This is a genomic window from Cytobacillus sp. QJM3NY_8 (assembly GCF_056173585.1).
Window position 1 is genome coordinate 43,932 of sequence record NZ_JBWBUY010000003.1, and the last position, 24,679, is coordinate 68,610.

Genomic DNA, 24,679 nt, shown 5'->3' on the forward strand with positions numbered 1-24,679 from the left:
AGCGTGACCTATATAGTGCTTTTGTAAGGAGGCTTCTTTCTTGAGGAAATTTATTTTTAAAAGATTATTTCTTTTAGGAAGAGCGTTACTATCTATTTTAGGAATGAAGTAGCCAGAAGGAGCTAAAAATTGAAGTTGGAACTTTTGTTATTCCAAAAATATGTCCTACTTACATTTTTGGAAGACGGGATGATTATATGATTATGATAGCCAATAGAAAAAATGCGTTTCTTATTGATTCTGAGACCCTTTATTTAAATTGATGTAAATGTCCTTGAGTGTATGTGGGTGGGACATAGGGGCATTGTCCCTATTGGCTACTCTAACACTTAGGATAATTCTATTACCCTAAAACGAAAGTGTCCTTTCACCTTGTCCCTCAATTACCCTAGAAGTTGCTATACACAAATGAATATGCTTATTTTAATGTATCCTGTCCCAAATCCTACTTAGATCTAAGGGAACATACACTTTATCGCCATGAATTTCCTTATGTATAATAGGATTTTTAAAACTCTCCTCTAAACTTACAAAAAAATTCTTTTGTCTAGCCCGTGGTTTTGGTCCTAAAACCATTTCACTATAATCTTTATGCATATTTCCTATTCTCCTTTGATAATTTTCCACTTTCGTATGTTAAATAATTTATAACACAAACCTGCAACTATTACTCCATTTCTAAAACAAAAAGCAAATATGTCTATGTTTGGACTAAAACTCACAGTAACCATGAATAAATCAACTGAATTTTAATCACTTTTGTAAAAAAGCGTGATTTTCAATTTTCACTACCCTTCCTCTCGCAGAGTTTTACTTACAAAATGTATTTTTACCAAAAACATTAAAATATTTCATATTTGAATTTTTTAATATTGATCACTAGTGTTGTATAAATAATGTCATAATTTTCAGTTTAATCATCTTTCTTGATTAGAGCCAAAAAGGTAAATACCCTATTAAAGGTGGCTCCATCCATTTGGATTTTATTTACAATTAGACCTGTGCGACAACGACAATTTGTTTATTTAAGGGATGGCTTTTCCTTCAATCTTTCGAAGCCAGATATTCGCTGGTTTCCACAATGCAGCCCTTAAATAACGGCTAATTTGTAAGGTTTTTCGCTTACTTTTTGTTTCGATTTGTACGAGAACATGTAGGCAAAAAACAATCAGTGCGATAAACACTTGATTTTGAACTGCCCATTCGCTTTGACCGTAGAATTTTTTGATGCTGAGATGTTGTTTAATCCACTTAAAAAATAGCTCAATTGCCCAGCGAGATTTGTACATCTCCGAAATTTCTTCGGCACTCAAATCAAAACGATTCGTAATAAGCTGGAGTTCATTTCCTTTTGAATCCATCACTTTTAGAAGGCGAAAGTAATTTTCAGCACGGTTTTGAGTCGTACCAATCAATACCATTTGGTCTGACAAAACAGCCGCTTTCTCTGGTAGGTTAAAATCGAAAACTTCCCGTATGACTGCATTTTTACGTAGTCTGGAAAGAAAAAAGTAGCCATCATCAGTCATGCGATCAAAGCGCTCGTAGTCTAGATAGCCACGATCAAACACATACATGCATTCCTTGTCATCCACCATGATTTCAAGCTGACCACGGTCATGTTCTTTTGCAGTTGTCATAACGGCTTTTTCAGGATAGGAAGTACCTTTTTCCATAAACACAAGACGGAGATGCAACTTTACTCCCGCCTTTGTTTTGCGAAATTTTGCCCATTTATGATTGGTTAAATTGAGTGGCAGCGTGCTTGAATCAATAATTTTTAACGGCATCACAAGTTTCGTATAGTACGTTTTGGTATGAATTTGTGATACTAAATCAAGGAAAAGCCTTTGGAATATATCTGGATTCATCCCATTCAATCGGCGTGACAGCTGAGAAATACTGATAGAATCAAGGTCGATTCCTTTTTGAAGCTGGTCATCGAATAGACTATCGCTTAGTGCATGCAGACTTTCGATTTCTTGTAGTTGCGCAAAAAGTAGTAATTTAAGGAATGACTCAGTCGTTAGTTTTTTCGTATAGTAATCTAATTTCATCGTTTTCACCTGTTCTTCAAATAATTGAAGGTTTATTGGTGAAAACCATTGTCCAAATGAATTTTTTCGTGTAATCTTGTCCATGCGTATGTCCTTTTATAGTGGATTTGGACGGGTTACCACCTGACTTATCCATTATAAAGGACTTTTTCTTTGCACAAAATAATAAAATTGAACATTTTAAGTATTTCCAATAGTCAAATTAAATTAACGCAACACTAGTGTGAATAAATATATATTTTATTTAGCACCATATTAATGTCAACCATAGGAGGTGTTATTCATGACAGTCATCAATGACGTTAAAACAGCTTTAGCAGGATTAAAAAGCGCTCAAGCTAGCTTTGAAACATTTGCTCTCAGTACGGATAATCAACAAGCTAAGCAACTTTATCAAGATGCTGCTACACAAACCCAATCTGTTATTGATAATGTTGAACCACGTGTTCAACAAATCGAACAAGAAGAACCTCAATACAAACAACAATAATGAGTATGGCGAAAAGGTTGGTTGAGAGGCCAACCTTTTTTAGCATCCCAATACTGGTAAAACATGGAGGTGATTTCATGAAAGTGAAAATATTATTTTTCATTTTAATCCTTATCGGAATGGGTTCAGGGTGTAACGGAAACCAAAATCAGTTAGATAATTATAATGATTTGAGTATTTCACAAGTACATACAAGTAAACCAATTGATCAATCTGTTGCCAATCATGCTAAAGAAAAGATTATCACTAAGGAAGAAATTTCGGATGTAAAGGCTGTGAATACAAATAATGAGCTTTTAGTAGCGATAAAAGTCAGAAATTTCAACCGTTTCCGATTAAAAAATATCGAGAAGTCAGTTAAATCTGACTTAAAAAAAATGTATCCAGATCACAATGTATTTGTTTCGAGTGATAAAAAAATGTTCTGGGAACTTGAAAACATAGAACAGAGACTGAAAAAAAACGATACGAATGAGAAAAACTTAAAAAAGGATTTAAATAAACTGAAAAGTCTAATGAAGGAACAAACATAAAGAGAAAGGATCGAGTTATGTCTAATAATCAAAAGAAACAACTTACTCCTGTGCAACAGGAATACCAAAAATTGCAAAAACAACGAGAGATTAAAAGACCGGTTGTTAAAAATTGTATAAAGGCCTTTATAACTGGTGGTCTTATCTGTCTGATCGGTCAGTGTATTTCTGACTTCTACATTTATTTTTTTGATTTTACTGAGCAAACGGCCGGAAATCCGACAGTGGGTACGTTAATTTTTATTACGATGCTTCTTACTGGTTTTGGTGTATATGATCGAATGGCCCAATTTGGAGGGGCTGGAACAGCTGTACCCGTAACTGGTTTTGGCAATGCGGTCATATCACCTGCCATTGAGCATCGTTCCGAAGGATTTGTACTGGGCGTAGGCGGCAACATGTTTAAATTAGCAGGGGCGGTTATTTTATTTGGTGTTTTTTCTGCTTTTGTCATTGCCCTCATCAAAACCATTTTAATCCAGTGGGGTGGTTTATAATGCTGGCAGGTCATCGTACATGGATTTTTGAACAAAAACCAGTGATACTTTCAACTGGAACAGTTGGAGGACCATTTGAAGCAAACGGAGCGATCGCAGAAGATTTCGATCTCCTTCATGCTGATTTATGGCTTGGACAGGATTCCTATGAAAAGGCACATAAAGTCCTTTTTGAAGAAGCCTGTCAAAAAGCCATGGAAAAAGGGGGCATCCAAAAAGATCAAGTTCAATTTATCCTAGCTGGGGATCTGATCAACCAGATAACTCCGACAAGTTTTGCTAGTCGAACAATTGGAGCTCCGTATTTTGGTTTATTCGGTGCCTGCTCTACGTCTATGGAAGGACTGGCTCTAGGTGCTTATATTGTGAATACGAAAGGAGCGAAATATTTATTAACAGGAGCATCTAGTCATGATACAGCTGTTGAAAAACAATTTCGTTATCCAACTGAGTACGGCGGTCAAAAACCACCTACTGCACAATGGACTGTTACTGGTGCAGGTGCCGCCCTTTTATGTGATTCTGGGGAAGGACCTCGTGTCACTTCTGCCACAATTGGACGTGTGATTGATATGGGCTTAACAGATCCATTTAATATGGGAGGAGCAATGGCGCCAGCTGCGGTTGATACCATTGAAGCCCATTTAAAGGAACGAAATATTGAGCCATCTTATTACGATTTAATTGTAACCGGGGACCTGGGCCAGATTGGACAGGAAGTTTCCATGGATCTATTTAAAAAGCACGGAATCCCTATTAGTGAAGAAAAATACCAAGATTGTGGTCTTATGATTTATCGGGAGGGACAACCTGTTTTAGCAGGAGCAAGTGGTGCAGGCTGTTCAGCAACGGTCGTTTATGGTCATTTATTAAACCGCATGAAAAAAGGAGAATTTAAAAAAATGTTAGTCGTAGCTACAGGTGCTTTACTCTCACCATTGTCCTTTCAGCAAAATGAAACCATTCCTTGTATTGCCCATGCAGTGTCGATTGAATACGGAGGTGAATAATAAATATGATCTATTTTTTGGGCTTTTGTTGTAGGCGGTTTGATTTGTATCATTGGGCAAATTATGTTTGATGTATTCAAACTTACACCGGGACATACGTTAAGTACCCTTGTAGTGGTGGGTGCTATTTTAGATGGGTTTGGTTTATATGAACCCTTGATTGATTTTGCTGGGGCTGGGGCAACAGTACCTATTACAAGCTTTGGGAATTCTCTTGTACATGGTGCGATGCAAGAAGCCGAAAAACATGGGTTAGTGGGTGTGATGACAGGAATGTTCGAAGTAACTAGTTCTGGTATTTCAGCTGCCATTGTTTTCGGCATGTTAGGAGCTTTAATTTTTAAACCAAAAGGATAAGGAGAATTTGGATGACAGTAGGTTCAGATGTTAAACAGTGTTTTTCCAGTCTAAAAGGGGTAGAAGCAAGTCTTTCGAGCTTAGCCTTACGGACTCTTGATGATAAATCGAAGCGAACTTTACATGAGACTATGATGGTCGTACACGAAGTAACAAAAGATTTAAAAAAAAGAGTCGGAGAGTTAGAAGGAGAGGAACTTCAGTACAAGGGTTTCTAGATAAACTATATTTACAGGGGGTGTCAAGCAGTGCCTGAATGGTTAGATATAGCTGTACGATCAGCATTCTTTGTTGTTGTTTTATTTTTCATTACAAAGTGGTTAGGGAAAAAGCAAATTTCTGAACTATCTTTCTTTGAATATGTCACCGGTATGTCAATTGGAAGTATTGGAGCAGAAGTAGCTATGGGACTTGAACGGAATATTTTTCACGGAGTCATTGGAATAGTCATCTTTGCTGCTATCCCCTTTTTCGCTGGTTTAATTTCCTTAAAAAGCAAAGGTTTTCGTAATTTTATAGAAGGGAAAGCAACTGTATTTATCAAAGATGGAAAAATCATGGAAGATAATTTGAAAAAAGAAAGATACACGACAGATGAATTGTTAGAATTACTTCGTAAGAAGGATGTTTATCAGGTAGCTGATGTAGAATTTGCTGTATTAGAGGCAACGGGAGATTTATCCGTTATGTTAAAAAAAGAGAACCAACCATTAACAGCAAAAGATTTAAACTTATCCGTTCCTCCCATCAAAGAACCACAGACTGTCATTATGGATGGTGTCATAATGGACGAACCGCTAGCTACAATTGGACGAAATCGGGCTTGGCTACACACTGAGTTAGAAAAATTAGGTGTTACGGTTGAAAATGTATTTCTTGGACAGATTAATTCTTTTGGAGAATTAACAGTTGATCTTTTTGATGATAAGTTGCAAGTACCATCTCCTCAAGAAAGACCTTTAATTCTTTCAACTATGAAAAAATGTCAGGCCGATTTAGAACTATTTGCTCTTGGAACGGAATCAAAAGAGGCTAAACAAATGTATGGGTTAAATAGCGAAAAGTTACAAAAAGCTATCGACAAAGTAACCCCTATTTTAAAAGGTTAATGTATGTTCTTATTACCTATTGAGGTATGACAAAAAGGGAAGACTATTTTTTATACTCCATTAGTCGAATCATGATATTTAAAATCCCTTGGGAGAACATCTTTTTTTCGAATCTATCAAGGTTTTGTTTACAAAAATGAACAACATATATTGGTTAACTATCATATTTAATTTTGTTGCATAGTCGAAAAAATGTAAAAAGTTTAAAAACCTTAGTCAATTTTGGACTAAGGTTAATTTTCTTACGAGATGTTAAATACGGGTGGGATTCCCGTCGAGCAAGAACTAGCCATTCACTCGTAGCGAGTCTTGGAGGGTTAAAGGTAACTTTAGCCTTTAAGACTTGGGTCGTGGTTAAGTCGCATAGAGATTTTGTTCCTAAAAAGATCTTAATCAACTGATCCAGTTCGCTTAATTTCCACCTTTATATTTGGTTTTATCTTTAGTGTTGAATATTTTAGTCTTAAATCTCCATCATCTAAATGGGAATATCTTCTAACACTTCTTATTTTTCTTCCAATGCCAATGGGATCCGTATTTAAATTTTTTAATTCCTCAAGTATATATCCAAATTCTTTGTTTAGGGCTTCACTAATTAGTTGCTCCATTTTTTTTAGTGAATCTTTATTTCTCAAAGAAGTAGTGGGTTGAAATTCTAATGTTGAAACGGATATCGTTGCATTTAAATGAACAAATTCTTCGTTCTTTATTTCAATGTTTCCTTTGTACTTTATTGGATGAAGTGTAATCTTATAACTATAACTCTTAGGAAGGTTGAGTTTTGCCATAACCCTTTTCTCTAGTTCCTCAGCAGCAATCTCTACAGTTATATCACCTAAAAATGCCTTATTATTTGTGAATAATTTTAAGTAAAAGGTGTTTATCAACGAAATAGACCCTATAATTTTATCATCTTTGAATAATGCAACACCACCTATAGAAGGTGCTACCCCATTTGCATTTTTTATTATGGGTAGGGTAGGATCGATACCAATTTCATATAGTGTGGTTATAAAATCATGTAAGTTGGAGTTGACTAATATTTCTTTCTTTTCTTGTTTATCCAATAGTTGATAGATATAGGATCCCATTTCGGGATATTCAGGAAGGACTATTTGTTCTCTTCTGATAGCTTTCTATATAATGAAGCTCTAGACACATTTGTAATTTCGCAAATTTGATTTACAGTCATATTTCCTTCTTTATATAGCTTAACTGCATAATTCATTCCTGCGTGATTTTTATGATATTTCTTTAACCGACCTTTAAACTTTCCTTCTTTCTTAGCCAACTCAATCCCTTCACGTTGTCGCATACGAATAAGATCTCGCTCTAATTGGTTAACACCAGCCATTACTGTAATTAAGAATTGGCTGTATGGATTATCATCTGATAAATCTAGCCATGTATCTTTTAGTGATTTTAAGCTTGCTTTTTTTTTCCGTATGTTATCGATTAATTCAAATAGGTCTTGTGTGCTACGAGTAATTCGAGTTAAGTCTGTAACATAAATGATGTCATCTTCCTGTAGATCCTCTAACATTTTTTGAAGTTGCTCGCGATCCTTTGTTGCTCCAGAAACTTTTTCTTCGTATATAATATCCATTCCAATTTCATTTAGCTGCTCAAATTGCCTTGAAGGATTTTGGCTGGTCGAACTAACACGTATATAACCGATTTTCCGCAAAATATCACCTCGTTTTTGAGACAAGTCTTATGAGACGCTCTTAACTATGATTTTATCAGTCTACCACACTTGTATCAATAGAGTACACTCTATTGATATATAATTGAACTAATTAACTGAATAATTATGGAAATGGGATGATACTGAATGAAAATTGCGAGAGGTAGAGAATTGCTTACACTGGAACAGAGGCAGGATTTTATGCAAATCCCTGAAGATGAATGGATATTGGGGACCTACTTCACTTTTTCCAAACGGGATTTAGAAATAGTTAATAAGCGAAGGAGAGAAGAAAACCGTTTAGGGTTTGCTGTTCAATTAGCTGTTCTTCGGTATCCCGGTTGGCCATACACTCATATCAAAAGCATCCCGGAATCAGTCATACATTATATATCGAAACAAATCGGTGCCACTCCATCTTCGATTAGTCTTTATCCTCAAAGAGAAAATACACTTTGGGATCATTTGAAAGAACTTCGAAGTGAATACGACTTTGTAACTTTTACTCTAAGAGAATATCGAATAGCACTTAAGCATCTTCATCAATTAGCTTTTGAAAATGGCGATGCCATACATCTACTACATGAATGTATAGATTTTCTAAGAAAAAACAAAATCATACTGCCTGCTATTACTACACTTGAAAGAATGGTGTGGGAGGCAAGGACAATGGCTGAAAAGAAACTGTTTAATACTGTTAGTCAATCTCTTACAAATGAACAAAAAGGAAAGCTTGAAGAGATCATTACTTCGCAGCATCCATCCGAATCCAATAAAACGATATTGGGTTGGTTAAAGGAACCACCGGGTCATCCTTCACCCGAAACATTTCTAAAAGTAATAGAACGACTTGAATACATACGAGGAATGGAATTAGAAACGGTACAAATTAGCCATTTGCATCGCAATCGTCTGTTACAGCTATCTCGCTTAGGTTCAAGATACGAGCCGTATGCATTCCGTGACTTTCAAGAAAATAAACGTTATTCGATATTAACCGTCTATTTATTACAACTTACTCAGGAGCTAACAGATAAAGCGTTTGAAATTCATGATAGGCAAATACTTAGTTTGTTATCAAAAGGTCGTAAGGCCCAAGAGGAAATCCAGAAACAAAACGGTAAAAAGCTAAATGAAAAAGTTATACACTTTACGAACATCGGACAAGCATTAATTAAAGCAAGAGAGGAAAAATTAGACGTTTTTAAGGTTTTAGAATCGATTATTGAATGGAATACCTTTGTCTCTTCAGTAGAAGAGGCTCAGGAGCTTGCACGTCCTGCCGACTATGATTATTTGGACTTACTGCAAAAACGGTTTTATTCACTAAGAAAATATACGCCAACGCTATTAAGAGTATTGGAATTCCATTCTACAAAGGCAAATGAGCCACTTTTACAGGCTGTCGAGATTATACGAGGAATGAACGAATCCGGAAAGCGAAAAGTGCCTGATGACTCACCTGTGGATTTTATTTCAAAACGATGGAAAAAGCATTTATACGAGGATGATGGTACAACAATTAATCGTCATTACTATGAAATGGCTGTTTTAACAGAACTTCGGGAGCATGTTCGGGCAGGAGATGTTTCTATTGTTGGCAGCAGACAATATAGGGATTTTGAGGAATATTTGTTTTCGGAAGATATATGGAATCAATCGAAGGGGAATACGAGATTATCAGTTAGTTTATCATTCGCATGTGTCAAAGAAAAACTAACTCTCCTTCGATAAAACCGTATTTAATATCGGCCTCATTGAAGGAATAACCAAATGCTGGAGGTCCCTTATTGAAAAAACATTATTTTTCTCCCGTTTACGACATTTAATTCCAATTCGGAACCTTGTTTAATCGTAATTCGTTCTTCTAGGAAGTTGGCAAAACAAAAGACCTCTTGGTTACTTTATGTTAACTATAAATGAATATACTATTCGTTCATACACGTTTTTAATGGTCAATCGTTTAGAATATTTCTATAATTATAAAATTTATATAAATGACTCAAAGGAATTAAAATGTATTGTAAACATTTTCACATTCCTCACCCGTTGGCTCATAAAAGCAATGAAGCTTATACCTTCCAACAAAAGGCTGATTATACCATGTTTGCGGACAATCTCCCGTTGGCCTGAAATACCATAAGGAAAATTTCGCCGGCCAATATCTTTCTCCTTTAATCACTTTTCGTGCAAGACGTCGCTCAGACTCCCTTGCAGCCTGATAAAAATAACCTTTTTGTACGGCTTCGAATGCATGAGGTTGATAAATCATTTGAGGGATTGTTCTTAGCCCTTTAAAATCTGAACAATCAGCTCGGATTCGATTTATGCCAACATTTCCAACGAGCAACATGCCTAATTTTCCTTCTCCTTCCGCTTCTGCTCTAAGCAACCTTGCCAAAAGATCAATATCTGATGCACTAGCCTTTACTACTGCCATACGCCACCTCCATGTTAATATTTATATGATCCAGGACTTATGCTGATACACAAATTTTCTTAAGTCGATTGGCATAGTATTAAGGGGAATTCTTTTGAAATGTGTTAGGGGAAAATTCATGTTAAAAAATGAATAATGAACAAAAAAGATTTGCCTCTTTTGCAAATGCTTGATTTATTTATGCGGTTTTTTAATTGTGACTAGTTCATATAATCCGAATTACAACCCATCATAAATTTGTATTATCAAAAGAACGTATAAAATCGTATGTAATCCAGGTTATTTTTATTTTTCTCAGGAACGATCCCCGTTCTTACCTCGAACGCCCCTTTTCCGAAACGATTAAAAACAAGTGCTGCTGTATTCCCAAGCTATATGTTATGTATAAAGCAATAAATGGGATTGTCGGCGTATTTAAGCTGGAAGTAGAAAAAGAAACAATATAATAACGATTAACTCATAGGTAAAAGGTTAAGTGTTAGCTTTTATGTAGATTTATGTACAAAAAAGACCGTTGTGTGCGTCTGTTGCACTTTTACGGTCTTTTTTTCTGTAATAATCACTCTTCTACTTCGGTTCGATCTGGACGAATTAGAGCAATAGCATGCTTAAAAATCATCACTTCATCATTTTTTACAGATACAGCAAGTGTGTATTGATCATATTCAGTTAACTTTCCTTTAACTTTTACACCTGAAGTTAAATGGATCACTACAGATTGTTTTAGAAACTTGTCAAACAGACGTTTCTGAACGTGATGAGGTGTTTTTTAGTTTTTTGTTGCGGCTTTTGTGCTGTAGTAGACATTATTCATCCCCCTACTATGTTTATATTCTATTACTTTATCATGAGGTGGAATTATTTGAAAATAAACAAGAAAAGAATCCTTTCTTTTGTTAAGAAACTGTTATGGTTTCGATTCTTGTCTTGACGGGATTTATTTAGGCTAACAACATTTTCCTTTATTTACTAAACAAGCGAGCAAAAAACCCTTTTTTCTTTTCATCCACCTGTGCCGCTGCGATTTGAAGAAGCTGCTGTTTTACCTCTTGTGATTCCCTTAATGATTCCATTAACTTCCGGTCCCGCTGTTCCAGGCGTTCTTCTATATATTTTTGCTGCTGTTCCAATCGCTGTACTAACTCCCTGTTAAAATTCTCTTGCTGACCCAGGCGATTTAATACCTCGTTATTGGCTTCTTCTTGTGTTTTTACACGTTCCAATAACTAAGTCAGTTTGTCATCAAAAGAACGTATAAAATCATGTTGTAATTCAGGTTGTTTTTCTTCCTTTTTTACTGGAACGACCCCCGTTCCTACTTCGAACGCCCCTTTTCCAAAACGATCAACAACAAGTGCCGCTGCGTTCTCAAGCTGCATGTTATGGTGTTTCACTAGATTTTGAAAATGCCGCAATACGACTAAATCATTTTCAACAAACACCCGTTGATTATGGTCGTTCCTTATAAACGTATACCCGTTCTTTTCCAGAGCAAGACACCATTTTCTTAATGCGCTATCACTAATTTCTAAGGTTATATTTACTTCTTTTGGCGTGTAAGCCTTTTCGAATGTATTATCCATTCCTTTTCACTCCCTAGTCACGTTCTTTTATACGTTCTAGAGGACAAGTGAAATTTCCTTTAAGAAAAAATAAAAAACCCACCTTAAGGTGGGCTAGTAATTAAGCGAATGGATCGTCAAGGTCTTCAATGTTAGACCAGAGTTTGTCTTTTTCCTGTTCGTCGTCTTCAAAGATGCCTTCATTGTCTGATTCTTCAATATCATAAACTGGTTCATGAATTGCTTTCTGTGGAATTTGAGGTATTGGCCTATCAGCCGAAGAAAGGTTAAAATTCATCTTTCTTGGTATGATTTCAGAAACATCAATTAACCCAGTCTGATCGTACAGCTTTTGAGCCGCATATAAGAAAAAACTTGATAAATCTGATTGACTATTGATCCAATCCATGAACTCGGAAGTCACATCTTGGCTTAAATAAATATTGATTCTATCTCCGGGCTTGTAAATTTTATTCCGCTTTCGCGCCATTTGGTGTAACACCTAATTTCTTCTCTTTTTGCTGTTCATAACGTGGAGAGCAAGTATAAACCAACAAGCCGCGTGCATTGACAAACATAGGTTCAGCCAGGAAGGTTACATTTGTTGTACGTCCTTTTGTATCAAGGATTTTTTGTAGATAATCTTTTAAGACAGCTGCGCCGCCGCCATAAATAAAAACAAACGGATCATCTTTCAATTCATCAATTTTATTAATGATGGCGCTGCTTATTCTTTGTGCCAGCTGTAACATTCCCGTTTGTGATTCCCGTTTTAAATCATTATGGCGAGGGTGTTCCGAATCAAAATAAATTTCGTTAAATTCAGCCATGCTATCAATCGATTTACGGGGGTGATTACGGTTCCAGCGTTTGATAATTTCTAAGATTGTTTGTTTAACTCCATAATTTAACCCTTCCGAAAGCTTTGGATTAAATTTAATCCCTTCTGTTACAACGATTTCCGTTGTACCGGCTCCAATATCAAAGTGGAGCAGCGTTTTATTTTGAAAGTCTACTTTCATGATTTTGTCGCCAACTTCAATCTTTCGTTCAATTACTTTTCCGTTTTCATCAAATACAACCCCCCAGGCAGCAGCTGCACCTTCAGGAAGGCATTTGCAGTATTCAATTTTAATGATAACCGTAACATTCCTACCGGATGGATGATGGAAAATAAGTTCATGTGTGCTTATGTAGCGATCCGCATTCGCCATTGCGTTGGGTTCGCTTCTTCGTAAGCGAACCCTTCCGTCTGTTTGCGCGAATTGTTCAGGTGTTCCCGAACAAAGAAAGGAGAGGTTAACATGGAAATGGAAACAGTTTATGAAGTAGTAAAGATCAAGCAGGTAATCAAAGAGGTGGAAGCAGATGAGACGTTTATCGTACGTTCTCCAGAAGATGGAGCGAAAGTGGCAGCGAACTTTATTGGAGATGAGGACCGTGAAGTTTTCTTTGTTATGTGCCTGAATACCAAGAATCAGGTGATCGCCGTCCATCGCTGCCATGTTGGGAGTCTAAACATGAGTGTCGTTGCGCCGCGCGAAGTCTTTAAGAGTGCCATCTTGAATAACAGCGCATCCATCATCGTATCGCATCAGCATCCAAGTCAGAACGTAAGCCCATCCAGCGAAGATATTTCCGTAACAAAAAGATTGGTGGAATGCGGACGCATCTTAGATATAGAAGTACTGGATCACCTTATCGTCAATGCAAAAGCTGAATACTACAGTATGAGAGAAAAAGGGCAGATGTAGCAGAAGGGAGAGAAATCTCCCTTTTTTTTCTCATTCATGTATACATTGTATACTTTATGTGATATACTATGTATACATGATATACAAGGAGGTTTTTTGATGAAGAAAGCAACCAGACGTATCATTGAAATGTTCCCTAATCTTGAAGAAAAATTGAATGATTATGAGAACATTTTTCTATCGGAAGAAGCTTTGCAAAAGCTGGATGAAACTCAAGCAACTTTTCTAAAATTAGCATGTTTTTTTGAAGCACCGGACAAAAGAAGCTTTGATTTAGGTTATTTATATCGTAGCCTGGACAATGATTGGTTGGAATTTGCACTTGAATTGATTACAGAATATTTTCGAGATGACACGTATTTGATTCAAAAACCTTCTTATTCTCTCATTAAAGAGGGCTCTGATTTTTACAGTATGGCGCAATTTGCAGATGAATTAAACAAGAGAGGACTTCGCTATGATCGCCAGAAGTTAAATTTGTACTTTCAAAGAGGAAAAGTGCCGCAGCCTGATCTTGTAATTGGTGGTGTGAAGTATTGGTCCAAAAAAACAGTTCAACTTTATGGGGATCAGGAAGAAATTCGCTTGCAGAGGATAAAGGATTAATTTAAATATGGCGGTGAAGGTATGGATCAAGTGCAACTACATTTATTTGAGCCAACCCTAGAACAGCGCATTGAAGAATTAATAAATGAGCCGATTGAAAAACACGTGATTTTTAAATCCTTTCTGTTGCCGGACAATCGAAAATTTTATTACTGCAAAGTCTTAACTAAAAAGTACATTTATGATTTGTCCATATCAGAAAGTTACGATTTTCAATCGGTAATTAATGAAAAATATGAGCGTAAAAGAATGAGTAATAACGTTATGAAGCGTATTTTTAATAAAGTTTAAAAATGATGATTTATTGAAAGGAGACAGGTTAATGGCATTTTTCAGCAAGTTATTCGGAAAAAGTAGCAGCCCTAAACAACGCGAAGAGAAAAGTCCCAGCTACTATTCTACTCTTGATGTTTTCATTATTTATGAAGGGGATGCAGATAGTGACGATCAGGAGGAGGATAAATATACGGATTTAGAAGATGAGCTTTGGGTGTATCGTTCTCTAGGTCAATCGGGTGTGATGTCATCATATTGGGCCAAAAATTACGGTATTCCTTTACCTACTTTTCCTGAATATCCACTTATAGGAGTCTTTAAGCTTACCGCATCTAAGGGTTTCATAGAAGGGTATAAAAATCCTCTTTTTATTTCATCTAATAAAGAAGAGGTAAAGCAATTTCTTGAGGAATACGAGAAAATACATTAAAGGAAGGTTTAGACCTTACATTCCCGTTATGGAAGAATACAAATTAGAGGCATCAGAGGACGTCTGGGCATTAGTTATAAATCATTTAAATCAAGGAGGAAGCAAATAGTGGGCGTAGATGATCATGCAATTAATAGTTTGAAAACATGGTTTGATATAGCGTATGAGGACCTTAAAAAAGAATGGAAAAGTGGCCAATATGAAAAGCTCTCTGAATGTCCATCTTTCAAAACAACAGCTACATATCATGAGGCTATGACTGTTTTGACAAATGGATGTAATTTCCCTGAAGTTGCTGAAGCTCAATTAAAAAGAGAGCTAGATGAAGAATTAGAAATCGAGAATTTTTGGAAAGAAAAACAATGACACTTTTTTTATACAATAAATGTACTTACTGTATGAAACCTTATCCTCCTGAAAAGCTGAAACCATTAAAAAATGATGATTCCCCACATTTAGAGAGGAAATATTGTCCGAGGTGTTGGCCAGAAGTACAGAGAGAACATGAGAATTTGCCCTGGAATAAAAAATGGTAGTATTCTTTTTTAATAATCGCATGCTTATAAGATGGTGATCAGAGAGAAGGGGTGAATCCTTCTCTTTTTTTTGTCTGAAGCAAAGAGATCGTTTTTAAGGACTGAGTTCGCGCCTTTAGGCGGGCTTTTTTTCTTTAGAAAGGGATTTGAAAGATTTAAAAACTTTTTTGGGCGGCTGCACGACAACCTGTAAAAAAGCAAAAGAACGCTTTTTAACAGGCTGTAACGTGTCGCTGACGGCACTAAATGGCTCGATAACCACGGACTGTACGGCTCATGCTTCGCCTACATTCCCTAGGTTCCTGATCCATTTGCCATTCTGGCCGTACCGCACGAGCCGAAAATCGTAAAAACCCATAAACCTAAAACCAAAAGCGGAAAGCAGCCCATTACGGCTGCTATTTTATTTAACTTTGCCCTTTTGCCTTCCGAATCGTAAAACAGCGCAAGCCGACTAACCTTCCAGCAGTCGGAGCCTCCTAGGCTTCGCCCTCCAACTGCTGGAAGCTAAGACGGCTAGCCAGACGGTCAAGGGGCAAAAAACTTTTTACTTAAAAACGCTGCGCAACAGCAAAAACTTTTTCGCTAAGATCACCCTTGACCGCCTGTCTATGCGTGTTTTTCGTTCTCCACGTCAAAAGGGCAAAATTAATCCCCTATTGGGAACTAAATCGCTTCGGAAGACAAAGAAGCAAAATCAAAGGAGGAAAAAACAAATGAAAAAAAGCGTTTATGAAATCATTACAGAGAAGGTCATCGAGCAGCTGGAAAAAGGAGTTGTGCCGTGGCGCAAGCCATGGATCAATGGGGGAGCGGTCAACTGGAAAACACAAAAGCCATACAGAGGAATTAATACTTTTCTTTTAGAAGCTGGAGAATACGCGACATTTAAACAAATTCAAGAAGCGGGCGGCAAGGTTAAAAAAGGAGAAAAATCTCATATCGTGGTATTTTGGAAGTGGCTTGAAAAAGAGGATGAACAAAGTGGAGAAATCGAAAAAACTCCTTACCTCCGGTATTATCGAGTATTTGAAATCAACTCTCAAGTAGAAGGGTTGACAAGCAAAAGAAAAGAAACGGTATTTGACCATGATCCAATTGAGAAAGCAGAAGAAATTTATAAAGGATACATTAATGGGCCTGATTATACATTTTATCCAGGGAAAGCCGTCTATTATCCAACACTTGATAAAATCAATTGCCCACCCTTAAAGGACTTCCCGAAAGTTGAAGAATATTATAGCACCCTATTTCATGAAATGGTTCACAGTACAGGTCATAAAAGCCGCTTAGCAAGGCCGGGCGTAATAACGGAAAATGTAGCCTTTGGCGATGAAGTTTATTCAAAAGAAGAATTGGTTGCGGAAATGGGAGCGGCAATGCTTTGCGGTGTTGCTGGAATCGATAACAGCACCATTGAAAATAGCGCAAGCTATATTCATTCATGGATCCGAAATTTAAAGGATGATAACCGGCTTGTTGTTCAAGCAGCTGCACAAGCACAAAAAGCCGCGGATTATATCTTAGGAAAAGAAGAATCAGAAGAAGAATAAAGAAAAAGTAACATATAACATCACAAGCACAAAAGATTTGGCCGCTTTCTCTTTTGAGAAGGCGGCTGCATATCCAACCTTTTGAACCGATGAAAGGAGATTATCTTATATGAACGAGCATGATGTCATTACGTGTCCTTATTGTGGAAGTGAGCTGATCCAGCAGGATGAAAAGTACTATTGCGATTTTTGCGTCATGGTATTAGGACCACACCAGGTACAGCGTAATTATGAGCGTATTTCTGTTAGAATTAGAGATTTTGCTCTAGAAGTCTATTTGGATAAAACAACACCCGAACTTATGAGATTTTCAACTTTTGAGCTGCTTAGTTTACTGAAGTTTGCAAGAACTGAAAGAACAAATATGTATCGTTACATGAACACTTTTTATAAGGCAAGGAAGCAAAATCAAACAGAAGAATTTAGAGAAAGCGAGAAGTACACGGGGAAAGAGTACGAGAAAATCACACGCAAAATGTTTGTGCTTGAAAACCTTATACGGCAACGACTTGGTTACGTTCCCAGTCGTATAACGGACACCTATCTATCGCGGTATATAGAAGAAATAAAAAAAGATAAACATAAGCCTATGGTTATTCGGCAGCAGCGGCAAGACGAAACAAAAGACAGCAGTACAGTTTTTCAATGATGAAATTGTCTGATAAAATAAAGTAAATACTCTTTGTGCTTGAGTATTATATGTTACAAGGTGATTGGAAAGGAGTAAAAGCTATGCATGCAAAAATCATGAATAACCTTTTTCTGCTGCTTCTATGCTTTGCCGTTTATTCTATTCAAACGGTCTCCTTTTCGTATCATGCTTTTTCTATGTATTTGATAAGTGCTATTCCAGCTGGATGGGCAGTGCTAAACAAATCTAAGCAGCCTAAAACGGATACGGATCGCATTATAAGTGAAATCCGCGCGCAGCGTTCTGACGGCTTTTTTGACTTGATTTTTTTCGTCATTAGAAAGAGTATTAAATTGACCCTGGCATTTACAATTGGTTGGCTAATGGTTCCTTTTCTGATTTTTGAAGTGATAGGTGGGATCGTTAGCAGTGTGACCAGAAAATCAAATATAAGCAAGAAGGTAAAAAAGGGAGTTTAGTAATGGACTCCCTTTTTTATTGCACTCTTATTCTAATCGTATGGTTATCCACGGTCTTTACCGGCTTTTGCTGCTGTTTTAACGATCGTACAAAGTCCGTAAATGAATCGGCTTGAAAGATGCGGAAAGGGTACTCACCTTCTATTGTGTATCGTTCAGCACCCAAAATTAAAACATGCGGAAAAGGTTTCGCCATGATTCACGAATTATAAAGGTTAACATTGCCAACATGACGGCCATGTCTTCCGCATAGACGCAGACGCTTTTAACGTGCTGGATGCCCTTAAACAGGAAAAATTCGCTCATCTTCAGATAGCCAGGTAGATATGGGGGTCTGTGTAGCAATGGAACCAAATCTTACGTTAAGTATTAGCGGACATTGATTTCCGACATTATTACGTATGTTAGCGGACATAAACTACTAATTTTTATATATTTGATGTCCACTAATATTATTTAGTGGACATTCTAAGCCTATAAACAACGGAGATAAAGCCAAAAACAGTCTCTACAAACAGCAAATGTGTATACTTTTAGTACTTTTTTATCGTTTCTGATGTCCGCTAATGCTTATTGCATCTTTTGGTTCCATTGCTACACAAAGGCCATATGCAATTCGTCCGGGGACTTCGTTTGAATTAGCGTAGAAAGGATACTCCGGAGCTGTGTTGACTTGCCTGCGCCGAGCTCTCCGGATAAATTAATTTCAACGGAAAATACATCTCATTTAAAAGGCTCAATAGAAGAAGTCAAAGAAAATCATTTACTATATGAAAACGGCTGTCGACTTTGTCGACAGCCTGAACAACCTCTCAAAAAATATTAAAATTTACTTTACTTCTACCACGATGTTGTCTATGAATTTATCATCGAGATAAATGTTTAAACTCCATGTGCCGCTTTCCGGTAAAGACATAAGCGATGGTTTATGAAAGTCGGCCCCATTATTAGGTCCATCTAACCCTCCACTTAACCCCCAAACTTTCTCGTTATTTTCCATTAGTACCATTTCTTCTTGTTTTGAACCTTTTTTCTGTCCTTTCACTATTAATTGGCTAGATTCTGAATAATCGCCCCAAAAGTGCCACATATATTTATTGGTATCTCCCGGAATGAAAGGTTCGTCAATAAAACCTACTACCCCTTCAGTACCTCTCAATATAAAGCCATTACTTTCAAACGTTTTGTTATTTTCCCAGTTTACATTTTTTTCTAATCTTTCTTCATTCTCGATATTGTTACTGTTGTTAGAGGAACAACCTGTAACGATCAATAATAAAACGACAATAATTATCCAGGTTGTTTTTTTCAGAATATTACGAGTCAATTTTATCCCTCCTAAAGTATGTGTATTTAAGTTAACAAGTAAATAAGCAATATGGAAAGAATAAACCCGTTGATTTTAGGTTGGTATTTTTTGGGCATTTTGCAACTTTCGTTATTTTTCCTTCCTAGGTTTCTTAATCCAGACAGAACTATAGAAGGCAAACTTCTACTTAGAGCATATAATGCTCCAAATAGTAATCCATAAACAGGACTTAAAAAGAAACCAATATAAAGATATAAAATGTAAAAAGTAGCATGAGGTATGTATGTAAATATACCAGCTCCTAAAATACTTCCCCAAACTAACATGCTTTGTTTATCGTCATAGCTCACCCAGTTCTCTGGAACTTGCCAACTATTCTGAGGAACTCTTAAGTTAATTAATTTAAACTCATGCAGCAAATATAATGCAGTAACAATTATTAGAAGTACCAACTTAATCTCATACGGAATTAGGTATGAGATAAAATATATCAATAACGATATAATGAATCCCATTATAGCTCCGGATATTAGAGATGAACCTATATAAAGGAGCGAACGTAATGAAAACTCTTTCCATTTAATCGTCTCACCGAGACGAAGGACCGAGAAGGTCACATTATAACCTCATGCTGTTCCAAGCTTAGTATAACCACTAACAACTGCTAATGCTATTAATATAAGAAAAAACGACGTCTGTACTTTTGATAGTATATAAAATTCAGTACCGAGAATCAAAAATAATACTAACAAGGACAATGCTTTTTTTTCCATCTCTTCTCACCACCTATCTCAATATAAAACTAAAGGCAAGAATGGTTTCCTTTTACCAATCCTTGCCTCTTAGTAATTAGAAGAATAGAGCACATCCGCAGTCGAATATTCCTTGAGAGTAAGGATCCGATGTAGTACAATCACAACATCTCGCTGCTCCACCTCGAATACACCAACATCCTGTACTCTTATAACCCCAAGCATAAGACACTTTATACCCAACTGGACACCTTGCTACAGCAGAAGTTGGACAATTGTTACAGTAGGTTTGCCTAGGAGGTGAGCAATAAGTGGCACTTGAGGTTACTTGACAATAAAGAGTTGCGCCTGCCGAAGAAGGCTTAAGGGTAAATGCTATTAGTCCGGCAAAGATTCCCCCCACAGATGCTTTTAAAAAATCCTTACGGTCAACCTTTCTAGCTAATTTTTCAGAAAAGATTCTAGAAACTTCTTCAATTTTATTAAGTAAGTTAATCAAAGTATTCACCCCCTTTCATATTAGATAACAGTTTTAATATTTTTAGAATTCAATGGCACTGAGTTGTCATTTAAATTAGCTATAAAATGATTAATGTTTTCAATAGATGAACAAACACCTTTTTCTTTTACAATTCCTTTTGCATCCGTTATGAAACCAAAAGGTGTGTAACTCTTGCATAAAATTGATCTACAATGTAATGTGCATCTATTAATAACTCACCTTTTACATTTTTTTCATTAGCAAATTTTTTTAAGTTTTCTTCCTCACCAATTCCAATTAAAACAAAGTTTATTTGACCATTATACTTATCATAAGCCTTATTCCAATCAGGTATTAATTCTTTACAAGGTTTACAACGAGTAGATATAAAACCGATTATTGTTGGTTTTCCTAAAAAATTTTCTTTATTCATTACTTTATCGGTAATCATTGATTTTGCTTCAAAGTTTGGTATTTTCTTTCCAATAGGAATCCCATCTCTAGATACAGATTCTTTATCCCTAAGATAAACTGTACCGAACTGCCTAAATATTATAAACAAACAAAATACAATAAATAACTGTACTATCCATAAGCCCGCATTAGAATAAATTAATAAATCATTCACTTTGAATCTTCCTTTCTTTTTGAATACTTGTAATAAATTGTTGTGAATTGGTCCAAATAACTTGTATTGCAATAAACATAATACTTAATAATGCACCTATTATGATGTTGCCTGTTGTATATATTATTTCAACATTTACAAAGCTTATAATTAAAGCTAGGAACGTAAAAAATAACAAAAAGATTATTTTAACTAAGGTGTACTTGTCTGCCTTGGCATCTATAAATTTACCAAAACACCCACAACGAATCTCTTTCTTTTTTTTAATAGCATTATTAACAGCGTAAAGAAAACTAAATAGTAGAATAGTTAATAGTATTAAACCCCAGATTATTTCTTGGATTAGTAAGTAAACCGCGAATAGTTCTAAAAGAGGTAATAATATGGCAAATATCAGGCTAAGTTTTTCAGGAAGTACCTCATAGTTCTTAACTAGTTCGATAAAATCTTTTAAGTGAATAATTTTAGGTAGAGCTGAAAATAAGAAAGTAACTATTAATGATGTGAAAATTATAGATAAAATACTGGACATTACATTGACTCCCTTTTTTTGTTTGTTTCTTTTGAATTTTCAGATCCTGATATTTGATGTTTGTTGTTAGTTGGGTCCGAATTAAAAGCTTCTTTAAACTCTCTTAATGATTTCCCTGCAGATTTTCCGATTTCAGGTAAGTTTTTAGAACCAAATAAAAATAGACAAACTATGGTAATTAAAATAAGACCTGGTATTCCAATTGAACTCAACATTTTAAATCTCCTTTCTGCTAATAGTGTGATTACTATTAATCTTTTTTGACTTGGTATGCTGTATACTCATTGTCAGTAAAACTGTTACCTCATATACTCCAACTAGTATTATTCCAAGAATAATAGGTGTAATGAAATCAGGTGGCGTTATAAGTACAGAAATGATTGTTATGAAAAGGTATACAAACTTTCGCATTTTACTTAGTCGCTGATGTGTTAATATTCCTACTAATGAAAGAAATATAAGAATTGCTGGTAGTTCAAGGATCAAACCCGAAATAAAACAAAGAGTGTAAATAAAATTAAAATAATCCATAAAACTGTAAACCGTATTAACCCCAATTTGATTAGAGGCTTTTTCAAAGAAAGTCAATAACAGAGGTGACAAAAATTTTAAACTAAGTAAATTTCCTACCAAAAATAAAATTGAAGTAATTGGGAGAAAAATATAGGAAAGTTTTTTTTGCCGTATGTTAAGTGCTGGAAATATAAATAATAGTAATTGTATCAACATTATCGGAATTGTTATTGCAAATGATAAGATAAACATGATTTTAATATAAATCAAAACTGACTCTGTAATTTTGAAAATATTTAATTCAAAACCAGATTCTTGAGAAGTACTTTTGAGTAGGTCAATAAAATAAGGAGTTATTGGATAAGATCCAAAAAACAAAATGACAAAACATCCAATTACTATAAAAATTCTTTTTCTAAATTCTATAATATGATCTAAAATAGACATCTGATTAGACATATAAAAACCCTTTCAGAAAAGCATGTTGTCTTTATTTCCGATTAATTAACTTGTCTCCCTCTACGTTAAACCCATAAAATCACGTAAAAAGGAAAAAGAAAAACGTATAAAATAATTACAAGTGTTATAGAAATTTAAATAGTAATAATATTGGTAGATTAGATGTAATAAGTGAAAAATCGATAAACTGCTAATCTATAATCAACAGTTTCCGCCAGATAGAAATGAATACCTTTTGCCCCAAAAAAGTTCATTTCAGCTCAGCTATTAATATGTATTTTCCAACATATGTGACTGCTAAACTAAAGTAGACAGTTTTTGCTAGATAAGATGAAACACTTATTTACCCTAATATACCAGTAAAATATATAGCTCCTCCATTGTATGATGATGGTTTGATTCTTAAATCATTGGAGGGCTGAGAAAAGGTGGATAAGTGGGAAATGTATATGGAAATTCAGCAGTTACTCAAGAAAGGTTTTAGTAAATCCAAAGTAGCAGATAAACTGGGGGTATCCAGGGCAACTGTATATCGGCATCTTAAGAGATCTCCTTCGGAGATGGCAGAATGGGTTGAATCTTTACAAACAAGAAAGAAAAAGTTGGATCCTTATAAAGAGTTAATCTTGAATTGGTTAAGGGAACATCCTGATCTTTCAGCAGCACAAGTAGAAGATTGGTTGATGGAAAGGTATAAGGAACAACTTGAAGTGGGTGAAAGCACAGTCCGTGCTTACGTAAGGGAGCTAAGAGTTGAATATAAAATAGCTAAGGAATCTTCACCAAGGGATTATGAAGCAATACCTGATTCACCAATGGGGGAACAGGTCCAAGTTGACTTTGGGCACACCAAGCAGAAAACGTCTGATAATAAAGAAGTAAAGCTGAACTTTATTGCCTTTGTGCTATCTAACTCGAGATACAAATATAAAGAGTGGTTAGATCGCCCCTTTACAACTCAAGATGTCATTCAAGCTCATGAAAATGCTTTTCAATGGTTTTGTGGGATCCCAGGAGAACTCGTGTATGATCAGGATAGCTTAATTGTGGTGAGCGAGAATGGCGGAGATCTCATTTTAACGAAAGAGTTTCAGCACTATAAGCAAACTCGAAATTTAAACCTTCGGGTTTGTAGGAAAGCCGATCCAGAAAGCAAAGGGAAAATAGAGAACGTTGTAGGATTTATTAAGTACAATTTCGCCAAGTATAGAGTGTTCAATAATATTGATTCTTGGAATGAGCAAGGATGGGAATGGCTAAATCGTACAGGTAATCGAAAAATCCACAACACAACAAAAAAAAGACCGGTCGAAGTGTTCTCCTTGGAAAAGCAACACTTAAGACCAGTCTCAGGAAACATTAATTTCCTAAACAATCATGAAAATAGTATAACAAGAAGCATCCATAAGGACAATACCATACGGTATTTATCCAATAGGTACTCCCTTCCACTTGGAACTTTTCATAAGCATGAAATGGTCTCAATAAAAGAAACAAAAGACAGAGAACTATTAATCTATAACTCTGAGACAGGAGAACTCCTGGCCAAACATCAGATTCCGGATGGTAAAGGACAATTAATTAAAGACAGAAAGCATACAAGAGATCGCTCAAAAGGAATCGATACATTTATTGATACTGTGGCAAAACGATTCGAAGAAACAGAAACGGCCTACGATTACTTGGATAAACTTCGTGAGAAGTACCCACGGTATATTCGTGATCAGTTACAAATGATACTAAAAGAAACAAAACAAAATAACGAGCAGCTTCTAACAGCAGCCCTCTCGGAATGTATCAAGAGAAACTTATATAGTGCAACAGATTTCAGCGATATCATTTTATACCTCTGCGACAACGACAGGTTCATGATACAACAAACGACAAAGCTGAGACTGTTTCACCATTAAATAGCATATCCGGTTGGATAATAGAAACAGAAGCACAAAAGAGAAATGTAGATGCCTATACGGTTTTACTGGAAGAAGGTGATCAAAG

32 protein-coding genes and 1 pseudogene are annotated in these 24,679 nt (G+C 35.8%); 17 read left to right on the forward strand and 16 right to left on the reverse strand.

The annotated features are described in order from the left end of the window. Window positions 1-1,025: 1,025 nt before the first annotated feature. Window positions 1,026-2,141 carry an IS4 family transposase gene (locus AC0VZ9_RS28915; protein WP_115596674.1) on the reverse strand — a complete coding sequence of 372 codons (1,116 nt, stop codon included), beginning with the start codon at window positions 2,139-2,141 and terminating at the stop codon, window positions 1,026-1,028. Between the two features lie 199 nt (window positions 2,142-2,340). On the opposite strand from AC0VZ9_RS28915, the gene AC0VZ9_RS28920 reads away from it, so the two are divergent. The 7 genes from AC0VZ9_RS28920 (at window position 2,341) to AC0VZ9_RS28950 (ending at window position 6,053) form a co-directional block, all read left to right on the forward strand. Beyond that, window positions 2,341-2,547 (forward strand): DUF1657 domain-containing protein, encoded by a 207-nt coding sequence (locus AC0VZ9_RS28920; RefSeq protein ID WP_160549936.1) that lies wholly within the window; start codon window positions 2,341-2,343, stop codon window positions 2,545-2,547. A 77-nt stretch (window positions 2,548-2,624) separates the two neighbouring features. Then, a complete protein-coding gene (locus AC0VZ9_RS28925) occupies window positions 2,625-3,080 on the forward strand; it encodes a YhcN/YlaJ family sporulation lipoprotein (RefSeq protein ID WP_160549937.1) in 456 nt (151 codons plus the stop codon). Between the two features lie 17 nt (window positions 3,081-3,097). Then, complete coding sequence (gene spoVAC, locus AC0VZ9_RS28930) at window positions 3,098-3,577, forward strand: stage V sporulation protein AC (protein WP_017695333.1); 480 nt, start codon at window positions 3,098-3,100, stop codon at window positions 3,575-3,577. Beyond that, a complete protein-coding gene (gene spoVAD, locus AC0VZ9_RS28935) occupies window positions 3,577-4,587 on the forward strand; it encodes a stage V sporulation protein AD (protein ID WP_169189515.1) in 1,011 nt (336 codons plus the stop codon). Before spoVAC ends, spoVAD begins: the two co-directional genes overlap by 1 nt. A gap of 63 nt (window positions 4,588-4,650) precedes the next feature. Next, the gene (gene spoVAE / locus AC0VZ9_RS28940) at window positions 4,651-4,944 is read left to right on the forward strand and encodes a stage V sporulation protein AE (RefSeq protein WP_475397587.1); all 294 of its coding nucleotides are present in this window, start codon (window positions 4,651-4,653) and stop codon (window positions 4,942-4,944) included. Between the two features lie 11 nt (window positions 4,945-4,955). Continuing rightward, entirely contained in the window at window positions 4,956-5,162 is a 207-nt protein-coding gene (locus AC0VZ9_RS28945; RefSeq protein WP_169189517.1) for a DUF1657 domain-containing protein, read from the forward strand. Between the two features lie 30 nt (window positions 5,163-5,192). Continuing rightward, window positions 5,193-6,053, forward strand: coding sequence for a DUF421 domain-containing protein (locus tag AC0VZ9_RS28950; protein ID WP_475397544.1), 861 nt, complete (start codon window positions 5,193-5,195; stop codon window positions 6,051-6,053). A gap of 389 nt (window positions 6,054-6,442) precedes the next feature. Here the strand turns inward: AC0VZ9_RS28950 and AC0VZ9_RS28955 are convergent, their stop codons facing one another. Together AC0VZ9_RS28955 and AC0VZ9_RS28960 are read right to left on the reverse strand one after the other, a co-directional pair. Further along, window positions 6,443-7,144, reverse strand: coding sequence for a Ger(x)C family spore germination C-terminal domain-containing protein (locus AC0VZ9_RS28955; protein WP_475397545.1), 702 nt, complete (start codon window positions 7,142-7,144; stop codon window positions 6,443-6,445). 20 nt (window positions 7,145-7,164) lie between these two features. Beyond that, complete coding sequence (locus AC0VZ9_RS28960; RefSeq protein ID WP_026677826.1) at window positions 7,165-7,740, reverse strand: recombinase family protein; 576 nt, start codon at window positions 7,738-7,740, stop codon at window positions 7,165-7,167. A gap of 147 nt (window positions 7,741-7,887) precedes the next feature. On the opposite strand from AC0VZ9_RS28960, the pseudogene AC0VZ9_RS28965 reads away from it, so the two are divergent. Beyond that, window positions 7,888-9,438: pseudogene (locus tag AC0VZ9_RS28965) on the forward strand (DUF4158 domain-containing protein); the annotation flags it as partial. A 313-nt stretch (window positions 9,439-9,751) separates the two neighbouring features. Here AC0VZ9_RS28965 and AC0VZ9_RS28970 read toward each other — a convergent pair. The 6 genes from AC0VZ9_RS28970 to AC0VZ9_RS28995 form a co-directional block, all read right to left on the reverse strand. Beyond that, window positions 9,752-10,180, reverse strand: coding sequence for a cell wall hydrolase (locus AC0VZ9_RS28970; protein WP_061793750.1), 429 nt, complete (start codon window positions 10,178-10,180; stop codon window positions 9,752-9,754). Between the two features lie 559 nt (window positions 10,181-10,739). Next, window positions 10,740-10,892, reverse strand: coding sequence for an RNA chaperone Hfq (locus AC0VZ9_RS28975; RefSeq protein WP_475397546.1), 153 nt, complete (start codon window positions 10,890-10,892; stop codon window positions 10,740-10,742). 250 nt (window positions 10,893-11,142) lie between these two features. Next, window positions 11,143-11,403, reverse strand: coding sequence for a DUF3967 domain-containing protein (locus AC0VZ9_RS28980; RefSeq protein WP_475397547.1), 261 nt, complete (start codon window positions 11,401-11,403; stop codon window positions 11,143-11,145). A gap of 3 nt (window positions 11,404-11,406) precedes the next feature. Further along, complete coding sequence (locus AC0VZ9_RS28985; RefSeq protein WP_475397548.1) at window positions 11,407-11,763, reverse strand: MerR family transcriptional regulator; 357 nt, start codon at window positions 11,761-11,763, stop codon at window positions 11,407-11,409. Window positions 11,764-11,863: 100 nt separating this feature from the next. After that, complete coding sequence (locus tag AC0VZ9_RS28990; protein WP_116354722.1) at window positions 11,864-12,232, reverse strand: hypothetical protein; 369 nt, start codon at window positions 12,230-12,232, stop codon at window positions 11,864-11,866. Continuing rightward, window positions 12,213-12,956, reverse strand: a complete 744-nt coding sequence (locus AC0VZ9_RS28995; RefSeq protein WP_475397549.1) for a hypothetical protein — start codon at window positions 12,954-12,956, stop codon at window positions 12,213-12,215. The genes AC0VZ9_RS28990 and AC0VZ9_RS28995 overlap by 20 nt, the downstream gene beginning before the upstream one ends. Window positions 12,957-13,052: 96 nt before the next feature. Here AC0VZ9_RS28995 and AC0VZ9_RS29000 point away from each other — a divergent pair, with 96 nt between their 5' ends. The 8 genes from AC0VZ9_RS29000 (at window position 13,053) to AC0VZ9_RS29035 (ending at window position 18,007) form a co-directional block, all read left to right on the forward strand. Continuing rightward, on the forward strand, window positions 13,053-13,496 hold the full coding sequence (locus AC0VZ9_RS29000; protein ID WP_475397588.1) for a JAB domain-containing protein: 444 nt from the start codon (window positions 13,053-13,055) through the stop codon (window positions 13,494-13,496). Window positions 13,497-13,595: 99 nt separating this feature from the next. Next, complete coding sequence (locus AC0VZ9_RS29005) at window positions 13,596-14,102, forward strand: hypothetical protein (RefSeq protein WP_475397550.1); 507 nt, start codon at window positions 13,596-13,598, stop codon at window positions 14,100-14,102. A 21-nt stretch (window positions 14,103-14,123) separates the two neighbouring features. Then, complete coding sequence (locus AC0VZ9_RS29010) at window positions 14,124-14,393, forward strand: hypothetical protein (RefSeq protein WP_475397551.1); 270 nt, start codon at window positions 14,124-14,126, stop codon at window positions 14,391-14,393. 31 nt (window positions 14,394-14,424) lie between these two features. Then, on the forward strand, window positions 14,425-14,808 hold the full coding sequence (locus tag AC0VZ9_RS29015; protein WP_475397552.1) for a hypothetical protein: 384 nt from the start codon (window positions 14,425-14,427) through the stop codon (window positions 14,806-14,808). Between the two features lie 108 nt (window positions 14,809-14,916). Next, window positions 14,917-15,174 (forward strand): hypothetical protein, encoded by a 258-nt coding sequence (locus AC0VZ9_RS29020; RefSeq protein WP_475397553.1) that lies wholly within the window; start codon window positions 14,917-14,919, stop codon window positions 15,172-15,174. Window positions 15,175-16,060: 886 nt separating this feature from the next. Then, window positions 16,061-16,897, forward strand: coding sequence for an ArdC family protein (locus AC0VZ9_RS29025; RefSeq protein ID WP_475397554.1), 837 nt, complete (start codon window positions 16,061-16,063; stop codon window positions 16,895-16,897). Between the two features lie 109 nt (window positions 16,898-17,006). After that, window positions 17,007-17,546, forward strand: coding sequence for a hypothetical protein (locus AC0VZ9_RS29030; RefSeq protein WP_475397555.1), 540 nt, complete (start codon window positions 17,007-17,009; stop codon window positions 17,544-17,546). Window positions 17,547-17,629: 83 nt separating this feature from the next. Next, window positions 17,630-18,007 (forward strand): hypothetical protein, encoded by a 378-nt coding sequence (locus AC0VZ9_RS29035; protein WP_475397556.1) that lies wholly within the window; start codon window positions 17,630-17,632, stop codon window positions 18,005-18,007. A gap of 829 nt (window positions 18,008-18,836) precedes the next feature. Here AC0VZ9_RS29035 and AC0VZ9_RS29040 read toward each other — a convergent pair. The 7 genes from AC0VZ9_RS29040 to tatC all read right to left on the reverse strand — a co-directional run bounded on the left by AC0VZ9_RS29040 (window position 18,837) and on the right by tatC (window position 22,681). Further along, a complete protein-coding gene (locus AC0VZ9_RS29040; RefSeq protein WP_475397557.1) occupies window positions 18,837-19,334 on the reverse strand; it encodes a DUF4871 domain-containing protein in 498 nt (165 codons plus the stop codon). Between the two features lie 26 nt (window positions 19,335-19,360). After that, window positions 19,361-19,768: a hypothetical protein gene (locus AC0VZ9_RS29045; RefSeq protein ID WP_475397558.1), complete on the reverse strand. Its 408-nt coding sequence runs from the start codon at window positions 19,766-19,768 to the stop codon at window positions 19,361-19,363. 174 nt (window positions 19,769-19,942) lie between these two features. Beyond that, window positions 19,943-20,089 carry a hypothetical protein gene (locus AC0VZ9_RS29050; RefSeq protein WP_475397559.1) on the reverse strand — a complete coding sequence of 49 codons (147 nt, stop codon included), beginning with the start codon at window positions 20,087-20,089 and terminating at the stop codon, window positions 19,943-19,945. 626 nt (window positions 20,090-20,715) lie between these two features. Continuing rightward, complete coding sequence (locus AC0VZ9_RS29055) at window positions 20,716-21,177, reverse strand: TlpA family protein disulfide reductase (protein ID WP_475397560.1); 462 nt, start codon at window positions 21,175-21,177, stop codon at window positions 20,716-20,718. Then, the gene (locus tag AC0VZ9_RS29060; protein ID WP_475397561.1) at window positions 21,170-21,709 is read right to left on the reverse strand and encodes a MauE/DoxX family redox-associated membrane protein; all 540 of its coding nucleotides are present in this window, start codon (window positions 21,707-21,709) and stop codon (window positions 21,170-21,172) included. Before AC0VZ9_RS29060 ends, AC0VZ9_RS29055 begins: the two co-directional genes overlap by 8 nt. Continuing rightward, complete coding sequence (locus AC0VZ9_RS29065; protein ID WP_475397562.1) at window positions 21,709-21,924, reverse strand: twin-arginine translocase TatA/TatE family subunit; 216 nt, start codon at window positions 21,922-21,924, stop codon at window positions 21,709-21,711. The genes AC0VZ9_RS29060 and AC0VZ9_RS29065 overlap by 1 nt, the downstream gene beginning before the upstream one ends. A 1-nt stretch (window position 21,925) precedes the next feature. Then, window positions 21,926-22,681 carry a twin-arginine translocase subunit TatC gene (gene tatC / locus AC0VZ9_RS29070; protein WP_475397563.1) on the reverse strand — a complete coding sequence of 252 codons (756 nt, stop codon included), beginning with the start codon at window positions 22,679-22,681 and terminating at the stop codon, window positions 21,926-21,928. Window positions 22,682-23,109: 428 nt separating this feature from the next. Here tatC and istA point away from each other — a divergent pair, with 428 nt between their 5' ends. Further along, window positions 23,110-24,591, forward strand: coding sequence for an IS21 family transposase (gene istA, locus AC0VZ9_RS29075; protein ID WP_475397564.1), 1,482 nt, complete (start codon window positions 23,110-23,112; stop codon window positions 24,589-24,591). Window positions 24,592-24,679: the final 88 nt, after the last annotated feature.

What these genes read in the sequence shown, in the direction of transcription:
- spoVAD (WP_169189515.1), top strand. Translation starts at nt 3,577, where the DNA reads ATGCTGGCAGGTCATCGTACATGGATTTTTGAACAAAAACCAGTGATA.
- AC0VZ9_RS29035 (WP_475397556.1), top strand. Translation starts at nt 17,630, where the DNA reads ATGCATGCAAAAATCATGAATAACCTTTTTCTGCTGCTTCTATGCTTT.
- AC0VZ9_RS29000 (WP_475397588.1), top strand. Translation starts at nt 13,053, where the DNA reads ATGGAAACAGTTTATGAAGTAGTAAAGATCAAGCAGGTAATCAAAGAG.
- AC0VZ9_RS29005 (WP_475397550.1), top strand. Translation starts at nt 13,596, where the DNA reads ATGAAGAAAGCAACCAGACGTATCATTGAAATGTTCCCTAATCTTGAA.
- spoVAE (WP_475397587.1), top strand. Translation starts at nt 4,651, where the DNA reads ATGTTTGATGTATTCAAACTTACACCGGGACATACGTTAAGTACCCTT.
- spoVAC (WP_017695333.1), top strand. Translation starts at nt 3,098, where the DNA reads ATGTCTAATAATCAAAAGAAACAACTTACTCCTGTGCAACAGGAATAC.
- AC0VZ9_RS29015 (WP_475397552.1), top strand. Translation starts at nt 14,425, where the DNA reads ATGGCATTTTTCAGCAAGTTATTCGGAAAAAGTAGCAGCCCTAAACAA.
- AC0VZ9_RS28915 (WP_115596674.1), bottom strand. Translation starts at nt 2,141, where the DNA reads ATGGACAAGATTACACGAAAAAATTCATTTGGACAATGGTTTTCACCA.
- AC0VZ9_RS29065 (WP_475397562.1), bottom strand. Translation starts at nt 21,924, where the DNA reads ATGTTGAGTTCAATTGGAATACCAGGTCTTATTTTAATTACCATAGTT.
- AC0VZ9_RS29050 (WP_475397559.1), bottom strand. Translation starts at nt 20,089, where the DNA reads ATGGAAAAAAAAGCATTGTCCTTGTTAGTATTATTTTTGATTCTCGGT.
- AC0VZ9_RS28990 (WP_116354722.1), bottom strand. Translation starts at nt 12,232, where the DNA reads ATGGCGCGAAAGCGGAATAAAATTTACAAGCCCGGAGATAGAATCAAT.
- AC0VZ9_RS29060 (WP_475397561.1), bottom strand. Translation starts at nt 21,709, where the DNA reads ATGTCCAGTATTTTATCTATAATTTTCACATCATTAATAGTTACTTTC.
- AC0VZ9_RS28985 (WP_475397548.1), bottom strand. Translation starts at nt 11,763, where the DNA reads ATGGATAATACATTCGAAAAGGCTTACACGCCAAAAGAAGTAAATATA.
- AC0VZ9_RS29025 (WP_475397554.1), top strand. Translation starts at nt 16,061, where the DNA reads ATGAAAAAAAGCGTTTATGAAATCATTACAGAGAAGGTCATCGAGCAG.
- AC0VZ9_RS29010 (WP_475397551.1), top strand. Translation starts at nt 14,124, where the DNA reads ATGGATCAAGTGCAACTACATTTATTTGAGCCAACCCTAGAACAGCGC.
- AC0VZ9_RS28995 (WP_475397549.1), bottom strand. Translation starts at nt 12,956, where the DNA reads ATGGCGAATGCGGATCGCTACATAAGCACACATGAACTTATTTTCCAT.
- AC0VZ9_RS28970 (WP_061793750.1), bottom strand. Translation starts at nt 10,180, where the DNA reads ATGGCAGTAGTAAAGGCTAGTGCATCAGATATTGATCTTTTGGCAAGG.
- tatC (WP_475397563.1), bottom strand. Translation starts at nt 22,681, where the DNA reads ATGTCTAATCAGATGTCTATTTTAGATCATATTATAGAATTTAGAAAA.
- AC0VZ9_RS28955 (WP_475397545.1), bottom strand. Translation starts at nt 7,144, where the DNA reads ATGGGATCCTATATCTATCAACTATTGGATAAACAAGAAAAGAAAGAA.
- AC0VZ9_RS29030 (WP_475397555.1), top strand. Translation starts at nt 17,007, where the DNA reads ATGAACGAGCATGATGTCATTACGTGTCCTTATTGTGGAAGTGAGCTG.
- AC0VZ9_RS28925 (WP_160549937.1), top strand. Translation starts at nt 2,625, where the DNA reads ATGAAAGTGAAAATATTATTTTTCATTTTAATCCTTATCGGAATGGGT.
- AC0VZ9_RS28945 (WP_169189517.1), top strand. Translation starts at nt 4,956, where the DNA reads ATGACAGTAGGTTCAGATGTTAAACAGTGTTTTTCCAGTCTAAAAGGG.
- AC0VZ9_RS28920 (WP_160549936.1), top strand. Translation starts at nt 2,341, where the DNA reads ATGACAGTCATCAATGACGTTAAAACAGCTTTAGCAGGATTAAAAAGC.